The 16,841-nt window shown below is 61.1% G+C and carries 14 protein-coding genes; 4 read left to right on the top strand and 10 right to left on the bottom strand.

Annotated features, from left to right (window positions below; all coding sequences use genetic code 11):
- Positions 1-566 precede the first annotated feature (566 nt).
- Positions 567-1,535, bottom strand: a complete 969-nt coding sequence (locus AC1Q6Y_RS05015; protein ID WP_150814291.1) for a LysR family transcriptional regulator — start codon at positions 1,533-1,535, stop codon at positions 567-569.
- 332 nt (positions 1,536-1,867) lie between these two features.
- Between AC1Q6Y_RS05015 and AC1Q6Y_RS05010 the strand changes: the two genes are divergently transcribed.
- Genes AC1Q6Y_RS05010 through AC1Q6Y_RS04995 form a run of 4 tightly spaced genes read left to right on the top strand, consistent with a single transcriptional unit; the run spans position 1,868 to position 6,690 of the window.
- Positions 1,868-3,367 carry an efflux transporter outer membrane subunit gene (locus tag AC1Q6Y_RS05010; RefSeq protein ID WP_492624111.1) on the top strand — a complete coding sequence of 500 codons (1,500 nt, stop codon included), beginning with the start codon at positions 1,868-1,870 and terminating at the stop codon, positions 3,365-3,367.
- 52 nt (positions 3,368-3,419) lie between these two features.
- On the top strand, positions 3,420-5,612 hold the full coding sequence (locus AC1Q6Y_RS05005) for an FUSC family protein (RefSeq protein ID WP_492624110.1): 2,193 nt from the start codon (positions 3,420-3,422) through the stop codon (positions 5,610-5,612).
- Complete coding sequence (locus tag AC1Q6Y_RS05000; RefSeq protein WP_090457594.1) at positions 5,602-5,802, top strand: DUF1656 domain-containing protein; 201 nt, start codon at positions 5,602-5,604, stop codon at positions 5,800-5,802. Before AC1Q6Y_RS05005 ends, AC1Q6Y_RS05000 begins: the two co-directional genes overlap by 11 nt.
- Positions 5,803-5,826: 24 nt before the next feature.
- The gene (locus AC1Q6Y_RS04995) at positions 5,827-6,690 is read left to right on the top strand and encodes an efflux RND transporter periplasmic adaptor subunit (RefSeq protein WP_057395860.1); all 864 of its coding nucleotides are present in this window, start codon (positions 5,827-5,829) and stop codon (positions 6,688-6,690) included.
- Between the two features lie 115 nt (positions 6,691-6,805).
- Here the strand turns inward: AC1Q6Y_RS04995 and AC1Q6Y_RS04990 are convergent, their stop codons facing one another.
- The 9 genes from AC1Q6Y_RS04990 to AC1Q6Y_RS04950 all read right to left on the bottom strand — a co-directional run bounded on the left by AC1Q6Y_RS04990 (position 6,806) and on the right by AC1Q6Y_RS04950 (position 16,838).
- On the bottom strand, positions 6,806-7,195 hold the full coding sequence (locus AC1Q6Y_RS04990; protein ID WP_492624109.1) for a DUF4440 domain-containing protein: 390 nt from the start codon (positions 7,193-7,195) through the stop codon (positions 6,806-6,808).
- Between the two features lie 145 nt (positions 7,196-7,340).
- Entirely contained in the window at positions 7,341-8,165 is an 825-nt protein-coding gene (locus AC1Q6Y_RS04985; RefSeq protein WP_340312935.1) for an SDR family oxidoreductase, read from the bottom strand.
- Positions 8,166-8,199: 34 nt separating this feature from the next.
- Complete coding sequence (locus tag AC1Q6Y_RS04980) at positions 8,200-8,664, bottom strand: multidrug transporter (protein WP_492624108.1); 465 nt, start codon at positions 8,662-8,664, stop codon at positions 8,200-8,202.
- Positions 8,665-8,953: 289 nt separating this feature from the next.
- Positions 8,954-10,405, bottom strand: a complete 1,452-nt coding sequence (locus tag AC1Q6Y_RS04975) for a mannose-1-phosphate guanylyltransferase/mannose-6-phosphate isomerase (protein ID WP_057713378.1) — start codon at positions 10,403-10,405, stop codon at positions 8,954-8,956.
- A gap of 214 nt (positions 10,406-10,619) precedes the next feature.
- Complete coding sequence (locus AC1Q6Y_RS04970) at positions 10,620-11,276, bottom strand: alginate O-acetyltransferase AlgF (protein ID WP_057713379.1); 657 nt, start codon at positions 11,274-11,276, stop codon at positions 10,620-10,622.
- 14 nt (positions 11,277-11,290) lie between these two features.
- Positions 11,291-12,466, bottom strand: a complete 1,176-nt coding sequence (locus tag AC1Q6Y_RS04965; RefSeq protein ID WP_057713380.1) for an alginate O-acetyltransferase — start codon at positions 12,464-12,466, stop codon at positions 11,291-11,293.
- 11 nt (positions 12,467-12,477) lie between these two features.
- A complete protein-coding gene (locus AC1Q6Y_RS04960; RefSeq protein WP_340312939.1) occupies positions 12,478-14,043 on the bottom strand; it encodes an MBOAT family O-acyltransferase in 1,566 nt (521 codons plus the stop codon).
- A 213-nt stretch (positions 14,044-14,256) separates the two neighbouring features.
- Complete coding sequence (locus AC1Q6Y_RS04955; RefSeq protein ID WP_150814295.1) at positions 14,257-15,381, bottom strand: mannuronate-specific alginate lyase; 1,125 nt, start codon at positions 15,379-15,381, stop codon at positions 14,257-14,259.
- 8 nt (positions 15,382-15,389) lie between these two features.
- On the bottom strand, positions 15,390-16,838 hold the full coding sequence (locus AC1Q6Y_RS04950) for an alginate O-acetyltransferase (protein WP_492587611.1): 1,449 nt from the start codon (positions 16,836-16,838) through the stop codon (positions 15,390-15,392).
- Positions 16,839-16,841 lie beyond the last annotated feature (3 nt).

The raw sequence follows: 16,841 nt of genomic DNA, 5'->3' as shown, positions 1-16,841 counted from the left end.
GGTTTGGTCTTGGCGGCCTCTGGGCCGACCATGTTGTGGGTGACCGTGTGCATATCCGTTTCTTCGGTCACGGCGGCTATCGGTTCCGCCCTTACGGCGGGTCACTTGGAAAAGCCCCAAGTAACCAAGGGCTCTTGCCCCTTACGTTCGGCCCTTCGCTTAGGCTCAGGGTGCCCTCGCTCCGGTCCTGCTCCGTGGGCCCGCCGCCATCGGCCATCCATGGCCGGGGGCGGCTAACCCGGCATCCATGCCGGGTTGCCCACTCCGCAGAACCTGCGCTCAGCCTCTCGAGGGGGCGTGTACCGCAAAAGCAAAAGCGAGGCGGCCTACCGGCCGGCCTGATTTTCCTGACCGTGCATAATTCAAAATGTGGGAGCGGGCTTGCTCGCGAAGGCAGCCTGACAGCCGGCCAATTTCTGACAGATTGATGCAAATCCAACTGTGGGAGCGAGCTTGCTCGCGAAAGTGGTGTATCTGCTCACAGAGATTTGAATGTGAGAACGCTATCGCGAGCAGGCTCGCTCCCACAATGAATCAATCTGATGTGAGCCGGGTTTGGGCATCCATCAATTCGCCACCCGAACCCCACCCAGACTCCCGCTCAATTCATACGCCGCCAATTCCGCCTGATGCGCCGCCAGCAATTCCGGCAACGATCCACGCAAATACTCGACCCAGGTCTTGATCTTCGCATCCAGGTACTGGCGCGACGGGTAGATCGCATACAGGTTCAGTTCCTGGGAGCGGTAGTTGGGCATCACGCGCACCAGTGTGCCGTTGCGCAGGCCTTCTATCGCGGCGTACAGCGGCAGCACCCCAACGCCCATGCCGCTGATGATCGCGGTTTTCATCGCGTCGGCGGAGTTCACCAGGAAGGGTGAGCTGTTGATGGTGACCATTTCCTGGCCATCAGGGCCGTCGAAGGCCCATTTCTCCAGCGGAATCACCGGGCTGACCAGGCGCAGGCAGGCGTGGTTGAGCAGGTCGCTGGGTTTTTGTGCGCAGCCGTTGGCTTTGACGTAGGCCGGCGAGGCGCAAACGATGCTGTAGGTGATGCCCAGGCGCTGGGAGACGAAACCCGAATCCGGCAGTTCGCTGGCGAGGACGATGGACACGTCGTAACCCTCGTCGAGCAGGTCCGGCACGCGGTTGGCCATGGTCAGGTCGAAGGTCACGTCCGGGTGGGTCTTGCGGTAGCGGGCGATGGCGTCGATCACGAAGTGCTGGCCGATGCCGGTCATGGTGTGCACTTTCAGTTGCCCGGCCGGGCGTGCGTGGGCGTCGCTGGCCTCGGCTTCGGCTTCTTCGACGTAGGCCAGGATCTGTTCGCAGCGCAACAGGTAGCGCTTGCCGGCTTCGGTCAGGGCGATGCGGCGGGTCGTTCGGTTGAGCAGGCGGGTTTGCAGGTGGGCTTCCAGGTTGGAGACCGCGCGCGAGACGTTGGCCGTGGTGGTGTCCAGTTGCACGGCGGCGGCGGTGAAGCTGCCGGCTTCGGCCACGTAACTGAAGGCGCGCATGTTTTGCAAAGTGTCCATGGGGGGCTCTCGGGTGCGATGGCAAATTGTGACACGAAGTTTCAGAGTCTGAGACCCCAGACTTAAGGATTATCTCGTTAACGGTAACAAAGATTCACAGGAATCCCAGCTTATCGCCATTCAGACCGCCCCATAGAATTGCGCAACTTGGCAAACCGGGGCTCGACCCACCGCATAACCTGTGGGAGCGGGCTTGCTCGCGAAGACGGTCTGACATTCACCATCAATGTCGACTGATGTACCGCTTTCGCGAGCAAGCCCGCTCCCACAAAAGCGGAACTCCAGTTTCCAGAAAATCTCGTACCTCCCCCCTATTTCAGGAAATCGCAGCAGTGCCGCGTCGCATCAGCAGAGCGCTTCAGCCGCTCAGTGTTTTGGCTTTAACCCTGGCAATCAGCGGCTGCATCGGAACCGGAGGTATTGCCCCACAGGGCAAGGCGCTGGAAGCCAACTCACTGGCTACCGACGAAGCGATCCAGAGCGCCGCGCAGGATGCCCACTGGCCCACCGCACAATGGTGGCAAGCCTACGGCGACCCGCAACTGAATCGCTGGATCGACCTCGCCCTGCAAGACAGCCCGAGCCTGGCCATGGCCGCCGCCCGGGTGCGTCAGGCCAGGTCCATGGCCGGCGTGGCCGAAGCGGCCGAATCGCTGCAGATCAATGGCGAGTCCACCCTCAAGCGTCACAACTGGCCTACCGACCAGTTCTATGGCCCCGGTGAGCTGGCCAACAGCACCACCTGGGACAACAATGCCGCGCTGGGTTTCAGTTATGCCCTCGACCTCTGGGGCCGCGAAAGCAATGCCACCGAGCGCGCCGTGGACATGGCGCACATGACCGTCGCCGAGGCTCGTCAGGCCCAGCTCGAATTGCAGGACAACATCGTCCGGGTCTACATCGAGTTGTCGTTGCACTACGCCCAGCGGGACATCGTTGAAGCGACCTTGAAGCAGCAACAGCAGATTCTCGAACTGGCGCAAAAGCGTCTGGACGGTGGCATCGGCACCCATTTCGAAGTCAGCCAAGCTGAAACACCGTTGCCGGAAACCCATCGTCAGATCGACGCCCTCGACGAAGAAATCGCCTTGAGCCGCAACCAACTCGCCGCCCTCGCCGGCAAGGGCCCGGGGGAGGGCGCGCAGTTGCAGCGGCCGACGCTGTCACTGGGTGCGCCACTGAAACTGCCGTCGTCGCTGCCGGCGCAATTGCTCGGCCAACGCCCGGACGTGGTCGCCAGTCGTTGGCAAGTGGCGGCGCAGGCGCGGGGTATCGATGTCGCCCATGCCGGTTTCTACCCGAACGTCGATCTGGTCGGCAGCCTTGGCTACATGGCCACCGGCGGTGGAGCCCTGGAGTTCTTGACCGGCAAGAAACTCAACTACAGCGTGGGGCCGGCGATTTCGTTGCCGATCTTCGATGGCGGGCGCTTGCGCTCGGAGTTGGGCGAAGCCTCGGCGGGTTATGACATCGCCGTGGCCAAGTACAACCAGACCCTGGTCAACGCCCTGAAAAACATCTCCGACCAGTTGATCCGCCGCGAGTCCATGGACAAGCAGCAGGCATTCGCCGCCGAGTCGGTGGCCACTGCGCAGAAGACCTACGACATCGCGATGATCGCCTACCAGCGTGGCCTGACCGACTACCTCAACGTGCTCAATGCCCAGACCTTGTTGTTCAAGCAGCAGCAAGTGCAGCAGCAGGTTCAGGCGGCGCGCCTCAGTGCCCATGCCGAACTGGTGACGGCGTTGGGCGGTGGTCTCGGTGCCGGTATTGACGTGCCGAACGCCGAACAGACTCAAGTGCCGAAAACCCCGAGCCTTTTGCGTTGAACACGAACCCACAGGTCCTGAGTCTGACCTTATTTTTATTGAGCAGGATTTCATGACTCCCTTGCCCGCACCCTTGCGCTGGCTGTACTCCCTGGAATGGCGCCGGGGTTTCTTCGACTGGGCACGCAGCGATGGCGTGACTTGGGTCTACATTTTCAAGGTACTGTTCGCGGCATTCCTGGCGTTATGGCTGGCCATGCGCCTGGAGCTGCCGCAACCGCGTACGGCGATGATCACGGTGTTCATTGTCATGCAGCCGCAAAGCGGCCAGGTGTTCGCCAAGAGTTTCTATCGTTTTCTCGGCACCCTGGCCGGTTCGGCGGTGATGGTCGCGCTGATCGCCCTGTTTGCGCAGAACACTGAGCTATTCCTCGGTTCGTTGGCGATCTGGGTCGGTATCTGCACGGCCGGCGCCGCCCGCTGCCGCAACTTCCGCGCCTACGGTTTCGTCCTCGCTGGATACACCGCGGCGATGGTCGGCTTGCCCGCGCTGGCCCATCCGGAGGGGGCGTTCATGGCGGCGGTCTGGCGGGTGCTGGAAATCTCGTTGGGCATTCTCTGTTCGACCCTGATCAGTGCCGCCATCCTGCCGCAATCGGCTAGCGCGGCGATGCGTAATGCCTTGTATCAGCGCTTTGGCGTGTTCGCCCTGTTCGTCACCGATGGCTTGCGCGGACGCAGTCAGCGGGAGGCGTTCGAGGCCGGCAACGTGCGTTTCATCGCCGAAGCCGTGGGCCTGGAAGGCTTGCGCAGCGTGACTGTTTTTGAAGACCCGCACATGCGTCGGCGCAATGGCCGGCTCAGTCGCCTGAACAGTGAGTTCATGGGCATCACCACGCGCTTCAATGCCTTGCACCAGTTGCTCGAACGCTTGCGCAGCAGCGCGGCGGACACCGTGGTTGCGGCCATCAAGCCGGGTCTGCAGGACCTCGCCGAGTTGCTCGACGGCTTCAGCGGTCGTGCCCTGACCAGCGCCGATGCGGCGCGTCTGGTCATGGTGCTGAGCGCCTACAAGGAAGGTTTGCCGGCGCGGGTGCGTTGTCTGCGGGCAACGTTCCAGCAGAGCGATCCGAGCGATGCCGAGCAACTGGATTTCCACACGGCGTACGAGCTGCTCTATCGTTTCGTCGACGACTTGCACGGTTATGCACAGACCCACGCCTCCCTGGCCGATCACAGTCACGAACGGGAGCGCTGGGACGAGCCGTTCACCCCGCAAACCAACTGGATGGCAGCGGCAGCATCGGGAATTCGCGCAGCGTTCATTCTGGCGGTATTGGGCAGCTATTGGGTGGCAACCGCCTGGCCGAGCGGGGCGACCATGACCCTGATTGCCGCCGCGACGGTGGGCCTGTCCGCCGCCACCCCGAACCCGAAACGCATGGCCTTTCAGATGGCGTGCGGGACATTGCTCGGGGCGCTGATCGGCTTCGTCGAGATGTTTTTCATTTTCCCGTGGATCGACGGATTTCCGTTGCTGTGCGTGATGCTCGCGCCGGTGATCGTGCTGGGCTCGTTCCTGACTTCGCGGCCGCAATACGTCGGCGTCGGCCTGGGTTTGCTGATCTTCTTCAGCACCGGTTCGGTGCCGGACAACCTCACGGTCTACAACCCCTACACCTTCATCAACGACTACATCGCCATGGTGCTGGGCATGCTGGTGTGCGCAGCGGCCGGGGCGATCATTCTGCCGCCCAACAGCCGCTGGCTGTGGCGTCGGCTGGAGCAGGATTTGCGCGGCCAGGTGGTGTACGCCATCAGCGGCAAGCTCAAGGGATTGGCGTCGAGTTTCGAAAGCCGCACCCGCGATCTGGTGCATCAGGCCTACGGCTTCGCGGCGGGCCAACCGCAAGTGCAGCGGGACTTGCTGCGCTGGATGTTCGTAGTGCTGGAAGTCGGCCACGCGATCATCGAGTTGCGCAAGGAACAGGCGATTTTGCCGGTGCATCCGGCCTATGCCGAATCCCAGCCGTGGCGCCAGGCGATCCGGGTGATGGGGCGTGCGCTGGTGCGGCTGTTCCTGCAACCGAACAGCAGCAATCTCGAACGCGCGCTGATTGCCGTCGATCACGCGATCAGCCGTGTGCAGTCCACCGACGAACCCTTCGCCCCGCACTTCGATACCTCGGCGTTGCGCCGGGTGAAGAGCTACCTGCACTTCATCCGCACCTCTCTGCTCGATCCGCAATCACCGCTCGCCGCCTTCGCAAACAGCCAGCCCCAAGGACTTGAACATGCCTCGTGAAATCGCCTTCCACGGCGTGTACATGCCGACCATGACCCTGATGTTTTTCATCGCCGCGGCGCTTTCCTGGGCGCTGGACCGGTTCCTGTCCGGGTTCGACCTGTACCGTTTTTTCTGGCATCCGGCGTTGCTGCGCCTGAGCCTGTTTACCTGTCTGTTCGGCGCGTTGGCGCTGACTGTCTACCGTTGACTCTCTATCACTGAGAATGCCCCGATGAAAAAGTTTTTCAGCCTGCTCGCGACCTTGCTGGTGCTGGCCCTCGCGCTGTGGATCGGCCGCTCCTTGTGGGAGCACTACATGAACACGCCATGGACCCGCGACGGCCGCGTGCGCGCTGACATCATCAACGTCGCCGCCGACGTCACCGGCGAAGTGGTGGACGTGCCGGTGCGCGACAACCAGTTGGTGAAGAAGGGCGATTTGCTGATGCAGATCGACCCCGAGCACTACCGTCTCGCAGTGAAACAGGCACAGAGTCTGGTGGCATCGCGCAAGGCGACCTGGGAGATGCGCAAGGTCAACGCCCATCGTCGCGCCGATATGGACAACCTGGTGATCTCCCGGGAAAACCGTGACGACGCCAGTAACCTCGCCGACTCGGCCCTGGCCGATTACCAGCAGGCCCAGGCGCAACTGGAAGCCGCCGAGCTCAATCTCAAGCGCACTGAGGTGCGCGCGGCGGTGGATGGCTACGTGACCAACCTCAACGTGCATCGCGGCGACTACGCGCGCATCGGCGAGGCGAAAATGGCCGTGGTCGACATGAACTCGTTCTGGGTCTACGGCTTCTTCGAGGAAACCAAGCTGCCCCACGTGCGCGTGGGTGATAAAGCCGACATGCAACTGATGAGCGGCGAAGTGCTCAAGGGCCACGTGGAAAGCATCTCGCGTGGCATCTACGACCGCGACAACCCGGAGAGTCGAGAGCTGATTGCCGATGTGAACCCGACGTTTAACTGGGTGCGTTTGGCGCAGCGAGTACCGGTGCGGATTCACATCGATGAAGTGCCGGAGGGTGTGCTGTTGGCGGCGGGGATCACTTGTACGGTGGTGGTGAAACAAGGCGATGGTGCTTAACCCATTCCCCTGTAGGAGCGAGCCTGCTCGCGAAAAACCTGAGAGCGACGCGTGCTTTCTGAATGCCTGCGTTATCGTTGACGTCCATCGCGAGCAGGCTCGCTCCTACAGTTGATTAGCAAAACGTCTCCTGCAAATGCCGCCAAAGGATCTTGCCATCCACCTGCTCGAACACCACGGTCGAGCGACGATCCGAGTGCAGTCCGGTGGCATCGGTCTGTTGTTCGCGGTAACTCACGGTCGCGCCACCATCATGCAACGCAATACCACGCAACTCACTGAGCTCGATGCGGAACCCGAGCTTCTTGCCGCCCGCCAGCGAGAACAATTCGTTCAGCGCGTCAAAGTCCAGCACCCGGCCGAGCGGCGAGACCATGGAGAACTGCGGCGAAAAACGTGTCAGCAGTTTTTCGAGTTCACACGCGTCACGTTCTTCGGCCAGCCATTGTTCGATGGCCACGTGGGCCTGGATCACTTCTTCGAAGTATTCGGTGTAGTCGGGCATGTTGATACCTGAGTTCTGTGGTGTTTGTTCCGGCGCCATCGCGAGCAAGCTCGCTCCCACAGGGGGGCATCTGGGTGGCATAGATGGCATTCATACCCACAATCCCTGTGGGAGCGAGCTTGCTCGCGATAGGGGCACCGTGGTCTCAGAGCTGCCCACGCAGCCCGAACCGCTTCATCAGCCCGGACTCGAGCCAACCCTTGGGCAACAAACCCGCCAGCAGCGGCAACGCGCGGCTGCCATTGCCCAGTCGAATCAGTCGCGGTGGCTTGTCCTGCTGCACAGCCTTGAGCAAACCGACGGCAAATTCACTGGCCGGGGTCGGGTTGTCCTGAGAGGCTTTGGCCCGGGCGCGTATGCCTTCGCGCAGCGGAAACCATGGCGACTGTTCGCTGATCAGTTGCTCGGCTTCGTGCCCGGCATTCCTGGCGAAACTGGAAGCGATGGCTCCCGGCTGGACTTCCATGACCCGCACACCGAACGGCGCCAGTTCCATGCGCAAGGCATCGCTCAAGGCATGCACGGCGGCTTTCGAGGCACAGTAGGCGCCGGCGAATGGCGTGACCAACACACCCGAAACGCTGCCGATATTCACGACCAATCCTTTGGTCCGGCGCAGCACGGGAAACATTGCGCGAGTGACGCCGACGACGGCGAACACATTGGTTTCGAACTGGCGCTGCATGGCTGGTACGCCACCATCGAGCAGCGGTCCCATGGCGCCATAACCTGCGTTGTTGATCAGCACGTCGAGACCACCGCGCTCCTGGTTGATGCGCTCGCTCAACTGCTCAAGGGCAACACCGTCGTTTACGTCAAGTTGCACGGCGGTAAAACCGGCAGCGCTCAGCATGGCAACATCTTCGGTCTTGCGCGCACTGGCCCAGACTTCATAGCCGGCGACTTTGAATGCGTCGGCAAGGGCGCGGCCAATGCCGCTGGAGCAACCGGTAATCAACGCAACGGGCATGGCGCATTCCTTGTGCAAAAAAGGGGGGGAGGGATCAGTCGGAAAAACTACCCTGCAATCGCTCGGCGCGAAACTCCAGGGTTTCCGGACGGTAGCCAGGGCGCAGTGGCGGCAGCGGCAAACAGTCTTCCCAGTTGCCACCGGCCTGCAATTCACCAGGGCCACGATAACGCGGGGCGGTGTATTGATTGTCGGCCAGGTTCACCGTATCGCCCGGTGCATAAGCCGCGACCCGCCAGCGCAACTCAGTGAGCGGCACGTCATTGCCGTTGTTCAGGGTCAATTGCAATGGGCGGTCGGCGGGACACTGTTGCGGTGCGTAACTGATGCGCAACTCCAGGCGTTGCAGTTGCTTGAGTTCGTGGTGGTCCATCCAGATGACCCAGGTGGCGACGATGCCCAGCCCCACGGCGGCAGCCATGGATACGGGCAAGGCCTTGGCCGGATAGCGCAGCAACAGGATCAGCCAGGTGATGACCAGCAGGACGCCGATGAACATGACGTGAAATCTCGGGAATAGAGAGGGTCATCCTACCTAAGCGCAGGTGGGGTTGGCGATGGGCGATTCGGTGGTGTGCCGACTGGCCCCATCGCGAGCAAGCTCGCTCCCACAGTGTACCGAGCCGAGCACAAAATCCGTGATCAACCCAACACCCTGTGGGAGCGAGCTTGCTCGCGATGGGGCCAGGCAAGGCACTACAAAAACTCAGTACAAAAAAAGCCCCCGCCCAGCCTGCTGCGGATAGGGAACGCAGCAGGCTGGACGGGGGCTTCTGTTTTACTGAACGTTACTGCGCGATGGTTTTCACCGACACGCCACGCTCGACCGGCGTCGAGCGCCCGTAGATATCTTCAAACCGCTCGATATCGTCTTCGCCCAGGTAGCTGCCCGATTGAACTTCGATGATCTCCAACGGAATCTTGCCCGGGTTGCGCAAACGGTGAACCGAAGCGATCGGAATGTAGGTCGACTGGTTCTCGGTCAGCAGGAACACGTTCTCGTCACAGGTCACCTCGGCGGTGCCGCTGACCACGATCCAGTGCTCGGCGCGGTGGTGGTGCATCTGCAGGGACAGGCAAGCCCCCGGTTTGACCGAGATGTGCTTGACCTGGAAGCGACCGCCCATGTCCACCGAGTCGTAGGAGCCCCACGGACGGTAGACCTCGCAGTGGTTCTGGGTTTCGCTGCGGCCTTGTTCGTTGAGGGTGTTGACCATCTGCTTCACGCCTTGGACCTTGTCCTTGTGGGCGATCATCATGGCGTCCTTGGTTTCGACCACGACGATGTTTTCCAGGCCGATCACCGACACCAGCTTGCCGTTGCCGTGGATCATGCAGTTTTTGCTGTCCTGGATCACCACGTCGCCTTTGGTGACGTTGCCGTTGGCGTCTTTTGCATTGACTTCCCACAGCGACGACCAGCAGCCGACATCGCTCCAGCCCGCGGTCAGCGGCACGACGCAGGCGCGTTGGGTTTTTTCCATCACCGAGTAGTCGATGGAATTGTCCGGGCAGCACGCGAAGGTGGCTTCGTCGAAGGTGATGGTGTCGGCATCCTGGTGGCTGCGCTCCAGGGTCAGCACGCAGGTGTCGTAGATGTCCGGATCGTGCTTCTTCAGCTCTTCAAGGAAGCGGCTGGCGCGGAACAGGAACATGCCGCTGTTCCAGAAGTAACCGCCGGACTGGACGAACTCGGTGGCGCGCTTCACGTCGGGCTTTTCGACGAAGTGCGAGACGCGGCTGACGCCTTCAGGCAGCAGCGAGTCGTTGGTCGACTTGATGTAGCCATAACCGGTTTCCGGCTTGGTGGCCGGCACGCCGAACAACACCATTTCACCGTTTTCTGCGGCGACGGTGGCCAGGGCCAGGGCGCGTTGCAGGGCTTTCTGGTCTTCCAGCACGTGGTCCGCCGGCAGCACCAGCATCAGCTCGTCGCGACCTTCATTGACCAGCATCAGCGCGGTCAGGGCCACGGCCGGCGCGGTGTTGCGACCGAACGGTTCCATCAGGATGCGCTGGGTTTCCAGCTTGCGCGCGGCCAACTGCTCGTTGACGATAAAGCGGTGGTCCTTGTTGCAGACCACGATTGGCGAATCCATGCCTTCGAACACCAGGCGTTCCAGGGTTTGCTGGAACAGGGTGTGTTCGCCGGTCAGGGCCAGGAACTGCTTGGGGAATTGCTTACGGGAAAGCGGCCAAAGACGTGAGCCACTACCACCTGACAAGATCACCGGAATCATGTTTTTACTCCTTGAAAATCGATTGGTTAGAGCTACTGCGTTCTGTCGTTTCACTCTTGTTTTTGTTCCGTGTCCGGATTGACTACTCGATCTACTGTGGGAGCGGGCTTGCTCGCGAAAGCGGTGGGTAAGTCAACATCATCGTTGAATGTGAATCCGTATTCGCGAGCAAGCCCGCTCCCACAAGGGGATTGGGGTCAATCCGGCAAATTCATTAGCGCGTCGACACCGGGCGTTTCACCCAGACCGGCGACAGGCTGCTGCCGCTGCCAGTGACGTACAGCACTGCGGCTTCACCGCGTTCCAGGGCGACCGGTTTTACGTCGCCGACTTTGGTGGTGCCGTCGTACAAGGCCAGGCTGACCTTGACCGGGTTGATTTCACGCTCGCCGCGGCCCTTGGGCGCAACGTTCGGGACCACGTCGGTCTTACCGTCGGCGGTCTTCAGGGTCAGCGCCTTGTCGCTGAGGTTTTGCACGCGTACCAGGGACTTCTGTTTGTTCTTGAACGGCGGCTCTTCGATCAGTTGCGGGGCGCCGCTGGCGTTGTTGACCAGGGTGTAATAGTGGTCGCCGGCCAGTTTCACCGGCAGGGTCTGGCTGCCAACCTTGGCGCTGTAGTCGCCGCCCGGCATGAAGCTGAAGTCAGTGCTGGACAGTGGCGCGACGTCGCTCAGGTTGGTGCTGCCGACGGTGGCGCTGACTTCGGCGTTGCCGGCGTTGTAGATACGCACGAAGGTCGAGCCTTTCGGTGCGGTCGGGCCGTACAGGGCGGCGTCGCCTGCGGCGAAAGCCTGTACCGACAGCACGCTGAGGCCGGCAACCAGGGCAAAGCTTTTAGCGAGACGACGAGGAGTTGTAGTGAAAGTCATGGTGTACCTCTCTTTCAGTTTTGCGCCCGGTCGGGCGTCTCGGATTTAGTGTTTGCAGCTACGTTTTGTTGGCGGGCGCCGGCTTGTTTAAGCTCTGCGACCCACTGCGGGTCGGCGTCGCCGATTTCGTTGTTCACGGGCAGATATCGTTCAGGGAACTCCCAGATCAGCACCTGTGGCGGGCTGTTCTTGAAGGCGTCGCTCTTGAGGTAGCTGAGCATCGGCAGAATCGGGCCGTGGCCGTCTTCGGCGTAATTGACCACGTCGCTGTTCAGCGCTTGCTTGAGCGCACCGACGAAGTTCCAGTTGGGGTTGGCGCTGTAGCTGGTGCCGATCAGGGCCACCGGCACTTCGGTGTTGGCGAACAGCGCGTCGTCACCGGCGGATTGATCTTCAGCCACGACCGTATTGCGCTTCTGCAATTGCTCCTGTTTAGGCATCAGGTTTTCGAACAGCGGGTCCAGTGGCAGGAACAGACGCAGGTCGCCCTTGTGCGTAATGGTTTCGGCAGGTTCAGTGACGAAACGCTGGGGTTCGCCGCTCAGCGGGTACTTGTCGGCAATGGTCCTGGCCAGACGGTTGGCGGCGATCTCGGCACCTTGCGGCGTCCAGTGGGTGTCGGTGCGCAGGAACACTTGCTGGCCATTCTGCTTGGCCTGTTGCAGCGGGCCGAGCAGGTCAGGGGCCGGAATACGGTCGGCGGCCAGGCGCTGGTGGAAGTCCTTGTAGAGGTTGGCGTGGATGCTCGCCGGTTTCACTTCACCGAGGTGTTCCGGGTACAGGCGCACCTTGGCCGGCACCACAGCCATCACCAGTTGCACGCCTTTTTCCTTCAAGGTCTGGCGTACGCCTTCGACCAGCGCGTAGTTGCCTTGCAGGTTCAGCTCTTCGTTGACTACCGGGTGGAATTCTTCATCGCTGTACAACCACTGGTCGCGACCGAGCACCACGCCCGGACGACCTTCGTTGAACAGTTTGAAATCCAGCGCGGCCCAGAGGTTGGTGCCCAGGCGTTTGATCGGGAACTCGTCGTCGTAGTGCGTTTCCACGGCTTTGCTCCAGCGGCCGTTGAGCACCGTCGCATCGGCGTTGGTGCTGAAGCCGAAGAAGCTGCGCACCGACCACAGACCGAGCACCAGCAAGGTCACCAGGAACAGCGCGATGTAGAAGATGCGTAATGAGCGGGTCATGGTCAGATCCCTCAGAACTGGAAGTAAAGGAACGGCGAGAAGCTCTGCGCCGAGAGTTTGAGAATCGAGGCAATGAACAGCAGCAGCACCAGCGCACGCATCACGTAACGCGACCAGTCAGCGGTCCAGTAGGCCGGTTGCACCTGGGCTTCGACGCCGACGGTGTAGCCTGGCTGGTGGATGCTCGCCGGGTTATCCCCTGGCACGGCCTTGATCGTTCCCGGTGTCGCAGCGGCCGGGCCGTCGGTGTCGGCGCTCACGGCAGGCTTGGTCTTGACCGGAGGCTGGTTGGTGTAGAAATCGCGCAGGCCGAAGAACGCCAGGGTCACGTAGGCCACGATCAGGGTCGCCACTTGCAGACCGGTGAGGCTGGCCTGGTTGAGTTCCGACAGCGACCAGTCGCCGAAGCTGAACATCGCGCCGTACATGCGCCCGGCGACGTGCAGGTTTTCCGCGCGGAAGATCACCCAGCCCATCACCACCAGCAGGAAGGTCAGTGCCCAGCGGATCGGGTTGAAACTGCGTGGCGAGGTGTTCAGGCCGATGGCTTTTTCAATCGCCAGCCACATGCCGTGCCACGCACCCCAGACGATGTAGGTGATGTTCGCGCCGTGCCACAGACCACCAAGCAGCATGGTCAGGAACAGGTTGCGATAGGTCATCAGCGTGCCTTTGCGGTTACCGCCGAGGGTGATGTACAGGTAGTCACGCAGCCAGGTCGACAGGCTGATGTGCCAGCGCCGCCAGAACTCGGTGATCGACTGGCTGATGTACGGCTGCTTGAAGTTTTCCATGAAGCGGAAACCCATCATCAAGCCCAGGCCGATGGCCATGTCGCTGTAACCGGAGAAGTCGAAATACAACTGCGCGGTATACGCCAGGGCGCCGAGCCAGGCATCGCCCGTGCTCGGGTTTTGCAGGGCAAAGCAGTGGTCGGCCACCACCGCCAGGGTGTCGGCGATGAAGACTTTCTTGATGAAACCCTGCATGAACCGCGTGCAGCCCTCGGAGAACTTGTCGAGGGTGTGGGTGCGGTTGTTGAACTGGTCGGCCAGGTCACGGAAACGCAACACGGGGCCTGCGATCAAGTGCGGGAAGATCGCCACGAACGCTGCGAAGTCGATCAGGTTGCGGGTCGCCGGGGTGTCGCCACGGTAGACGTCGATGATGTAGCTGATGGACTCGAAGACGTAGAACGAGATCCCGATCGGCAGCAGCACGTGGGTCAGGATGAAGGGTTCCAGGCCCACCGACGTCATCATTGCGTTGATGCTGTCGACGCCGAAGTTGGCGTACTTGAAGTAGCCGAGGATGCACAGGTCGACAGCCACGCCGAGCAGCAGCCAGCGCTGCGCCGGTTTGGTCCTGACCCCGGCGGCACCGACTTTCAGGCCGATCCAGTAGTTCCACAGCGTAACGCCGGCGAACAGCGCGAGGAAGTCCACACGCCACCAGGCGTAGAACACGTAACTGGCAATCAGCAGCAGCAAATTGCGATAGCGTTGCCCGCTCAGATAGTACAAGCCGAGGAAGATCGGCAAGAATAAAAACAGGAACACGTTGGACGAAAAAACCATCCCGATCTCTCCTTGTTTGAACCAACAGTCAAGGGCCAACGGCCCCCCCAAACCCCCCACGGAAATCCGGGGGGCTAACTCACAAAACTCACTTTCGACACCGACCCTGTGGGAGCGAGCTTGCTCGCGATGAGGGAGTGTCAGTCGACATCGATGTTGAATGTCAGACCGCTATCGCGAGCAAGCTCGCTCCCACAGGTTTTGTGTCTGTCTTCAAGAACCCTTGCTGCCCTTTTCATTGGCCGGGTCGTAGACCTTGGTCAGGTCACCGCCGAGGCGGAAGGTCTTGAACGGTTGCATCTTGTGCTTCTTCGCCAGCACCTCGGGCGAGCAGGTGTAGAGCGAGCAGAACGGTTCGAGCCAGGCGAATTTCGAGTCGACCTTCAAGTCGGTCATGTCCTGTTCCTTGCCGTTCTTTTCCTCGAACTCATCCGGGTCTTTCACCCCGGCGAGCACGCGATCACCCAGGCGTTTCAATGCGCCGTTGTTTTCCTGGCGCAAATCCACACCGTTGACCTGGGCGAAACTGGCGATCATCGCCAGCGGCGGCAGGGCGTAGTTGTGGTAGGCCAGGGCCCGTTGCTGACGCTTGAGTTCGTTGGGCAGGTAGCCGTCGGCGTCGACCTGGTTGGCGCCGACCTTGTATTCCTTCACTGCCCAGTCGAACAGGTCGCGACGGTTGGTGGCGACGGACGTGGCCATCACCGACCAGGCGGCCCAGTACGAGTGGTTGTTGGTCTGGTCGAGCGGCAGGTTGTCCCAGTCGCTGACCACCTGGTCGGCCATCTTGCTGAACCAGGCTTCGATCAGCTGCGACTCTTGCTGATGGTTGGCCAGCGGACGGGAGTCGGAGAATTTCAGGCGAATGTACGACGACGCCATGCTGCCCAACGCCCATTTGCGCATGGACTTGCCGGTGTGGTTGAAGTCCTTGGACATCAGCGCATCGGCCTTGGCCCAGGCGGTCAACCAGGTCAGCGTGCACTCCAGTTGTTCCGGGCGGCCGTCACGCATGAACTGCATCACGCGCTTACTGATGCCTCGCTCGATCTTGGTGATGTCGGCGGTGCTTTCGCGGAAGGCTTTTTCCGACTGCTCGTTCAGGGTCGCGCGGGCCTTGTCCGAACCTTCGTATTTGCTGCGAAATTGCAGCGAGCCGGTGTACGGCGTCGGCATCGCATCGCAGCCTTCGCTCTTGTCGCCGGTTTTGATTTTTTCAATCGGCGCGAAGTATCCCTGCGGCGGGCGCAGTGGCGCCGCAGCCTGCGCTGCACCGGCGAACATCGCCAGGCTTAACAGGGTGGGTGCCAACAATTTTGAAAGTATCGGATTTCGCATAGCAGACCTCATTGCCCGACCGAAGCAGTACGCTGTTCGGCGCTCGGGAATACGTTGCGTTTGCAGATTTTCGCTTCGACTTTCTGTGGCGTGGTGGCGTTTTCAGGCCCCTGGATTTCGACGGCCAGCAGATTCTGCGTGGCCCAGTCTTCGTCCGTGCGCAACTCGAAGGCGAAACGCCCGTCGGTATCGGAGGTTTCCGGTTTTTCGATCTTGATGTCCTCGTGGCGTCCGTTCATGTACCAGAGGGTGGCTTGCAGGGTTTTCACCGAGGTGTCGGCGAAGCGGATGTCGACCTGGTGACTGCCGTTTTGCAGGTTCAGGTTTTTGCTGTTGACCATCAGTTCATTCTTGCCCGGCTTCAGGGTGGTGCTGCCGGACATCTGTGCATCCTTGCCTTCGCAACCGTTGTCCAGCAGCGCCATCATCTGGCGGTAGATGGTTTCCTGGTCGAGGCGATACAGCGGCGAGAATTCCCAGATGAGAATCTTCGGCGGGTTCTTCTGGAACTCGTCGCTGCCCAGGTACTGCAGCATCGAACCTTCCAGGCCGCCGCCGGGGAACGCCACGTTGAGAATGTCGGCGCCGATGGCCTCTTCGAGGAAACCGGCGAAGTTGTAGTTCTTGCCGCTGTGGGAGGTACCGACCAGGGTGATTTCCGGATTGCCGGAATCACCGAACAGATCGCCATCGCCCGCTTCGCCCTTCGGCTCGGTGGTGAACTGATCCATGTACTGGATCGCATAGCTGGTGCCACAGAGTTGACCGGCCATGTTGTGCAATGTTCCGGTCTTGCCCATGCGCCCCGACTTTTTGGTCTCGAATTCGCGCTTGGGAATGTCGGCGAATTCAGGCAACTGTTTGACTTTCTCGGCGACGATTTTCGCCGTGCGCTGGGCACCGTACGGGGTCCAGTGCTGGTCGCCACGGAAGTAGAAATCGTGGGCGGGCAGGGTGTCGGGCAGTTGCTCGTTGGTCAGCGGCGACAGGTCCGGAACGACATAGCCCATCTGCGCAAAACGACCGAGCATGGACTTGTAGTTCCTCAGCGCCTTGTCGAAGTCGAAGCTGGCTTTCTCTGCCGGATTGAGCTTGTTGCGGTTCACCAGGCCACGGGTCGGCTGATAGACCACGACCAGTTCGACGCCTTTGCTCTTGAACGCATCGTGCAGTTGTTTCATGCGTTTGTAGCCGGCGGGCGTGGTGTCGAATTCGGTGCGCAGGTCTTCCTGGGTCCGGAACAGCCAGTCGCCCTGGGCCTGTACCAGGGTGGTGAAGTTCTGCTGATAACGGGTGGTGTAGTTCTTCGCATCGTGGGCGGCCGGGCACAGGCTGCAGCACGGTTCTGCGGTGAAGCTAGGCGCTTTGACCTCATCGGCGCGAGCACCACCGCTGGCGGCGAGAATGCCGGCGGTCAGGGCCGACAGGCTGAGTAATTTGATCAAGTGTGGGTGCATAAG

The sequence above is a fragment of the Pseudomonas sp. GW823-FHT06E10 genome (genome assembly GCF_058794995.1).
Note: the sequence above shows the minus strand (reverse complement) of the source record. Positions and strands in the feature narration are given on the sequence as shown.

What these genes read in the sequence shown, in the direction of transcription:
- AC1Q6Y_RS05015 (WP_150814291.1), bottom strand. Translation starts at nt 1,535, where the DNA reads ATGGACACTTTGCAAAACATGCGCGCCTTCAGTTACGTGGCCGAAGCC.
- AC1Q6Y_RS05005 (WP_492624110.1), top strand. Translation starts at nt 3,420, where the DNA reads ATGACTCCCTTGCCCGCACCCTTGCGCTGGCTGTACTCCCTGGAATGG.
- AC1Q6Y_RS05000 (WP_090457594.1), top strand. Translation starts at nt 5,602, where the DNA reads ATGCCTCGTGAAATCGCCTTCCACGGCGTGTACATGCCGACCATGACC.
- AC1Q6Y_RS04995 (WP_057395860.1), top strand. Translation starts at nt 5,827, where the DNA reads ATGAAAAAGTTTTTCAGCCTGCTCGCGACCTTGCTGGTGCTGGCCCTC.
- AC1Q6Y_RS04990 (WP_492624109.1), bottom strand. Translation starts at nt 7,195, where the DNA reads ATGCCCGACTACACCGAATACTTCGAAGAAGTGATCCAGGCCCACGTG.
- AC1Q6Y_RS04985 (WP_340312935.1), bottom strand. Translation starts at nt 8,165, where the DNA reads ATGCCCGTTGCGTTGATTACCGGTTGCTCCAGCGGCATTGGCCGCGCC.
- AC1Q6Y_RS04980 (WP_492624108.1), bottom strand. Translation starts at nt 8,664, where the DNA reads ATGTTCATCGGCGTCCTGCTGGTCATCACCTGGCTGATCCTGTTGCTG.
- AC1Q6Y_RS04975 (WP_057713378.1), bottom strand. Translation starts at nt 10,405, where the DNA reads ATGATTCCGGTGATCTTGTCAGGTGGTAGTGGCTCACGTCTTTGGCCG.
- AC1Q6Y_RS04970 (WP_057713379.1), bottom strand. Translation starts at nt 11,276, where the DNA reads ATGACTTTCACTACAACTCCTCGTCGTCTCGCTAAAAGCTTTGCCCTG.
- AC1Q6Y_RS04965 (WP_057713380.1), bottom strand. Translation starts at nt 12,466, where the DNA reads ATGACCCGCTCATTACGCATCTTCTACATCGCGCTGTTCCTGGTGACC.
- AC1Q6Y_RS04960 (WP_340312939.1), bottom strand. Translation starts at nt 14,043, where the DNA reads ATGGTTTTTTCGTCCAACGTGTTCCTGTTTTTATTCTTGCCGATCTTC.
- AC1Q6Y_RS04955 (WP_150814295.1), bottom strand. Translation starts at nt 15,381, where the DNA reads ATGCGAAATCCGATACTTTCAAAATTGTTGGCACCCACCCTGTTAAGC.
- AC1Q6Y_RS04950 (WP_492587611.1), bottom strand. Translation starts at nt 16,838, where the DNA reads ATGCACCCACACTTGATCAAATTACTCAGCCTGTCGGCCCTGACCGCC.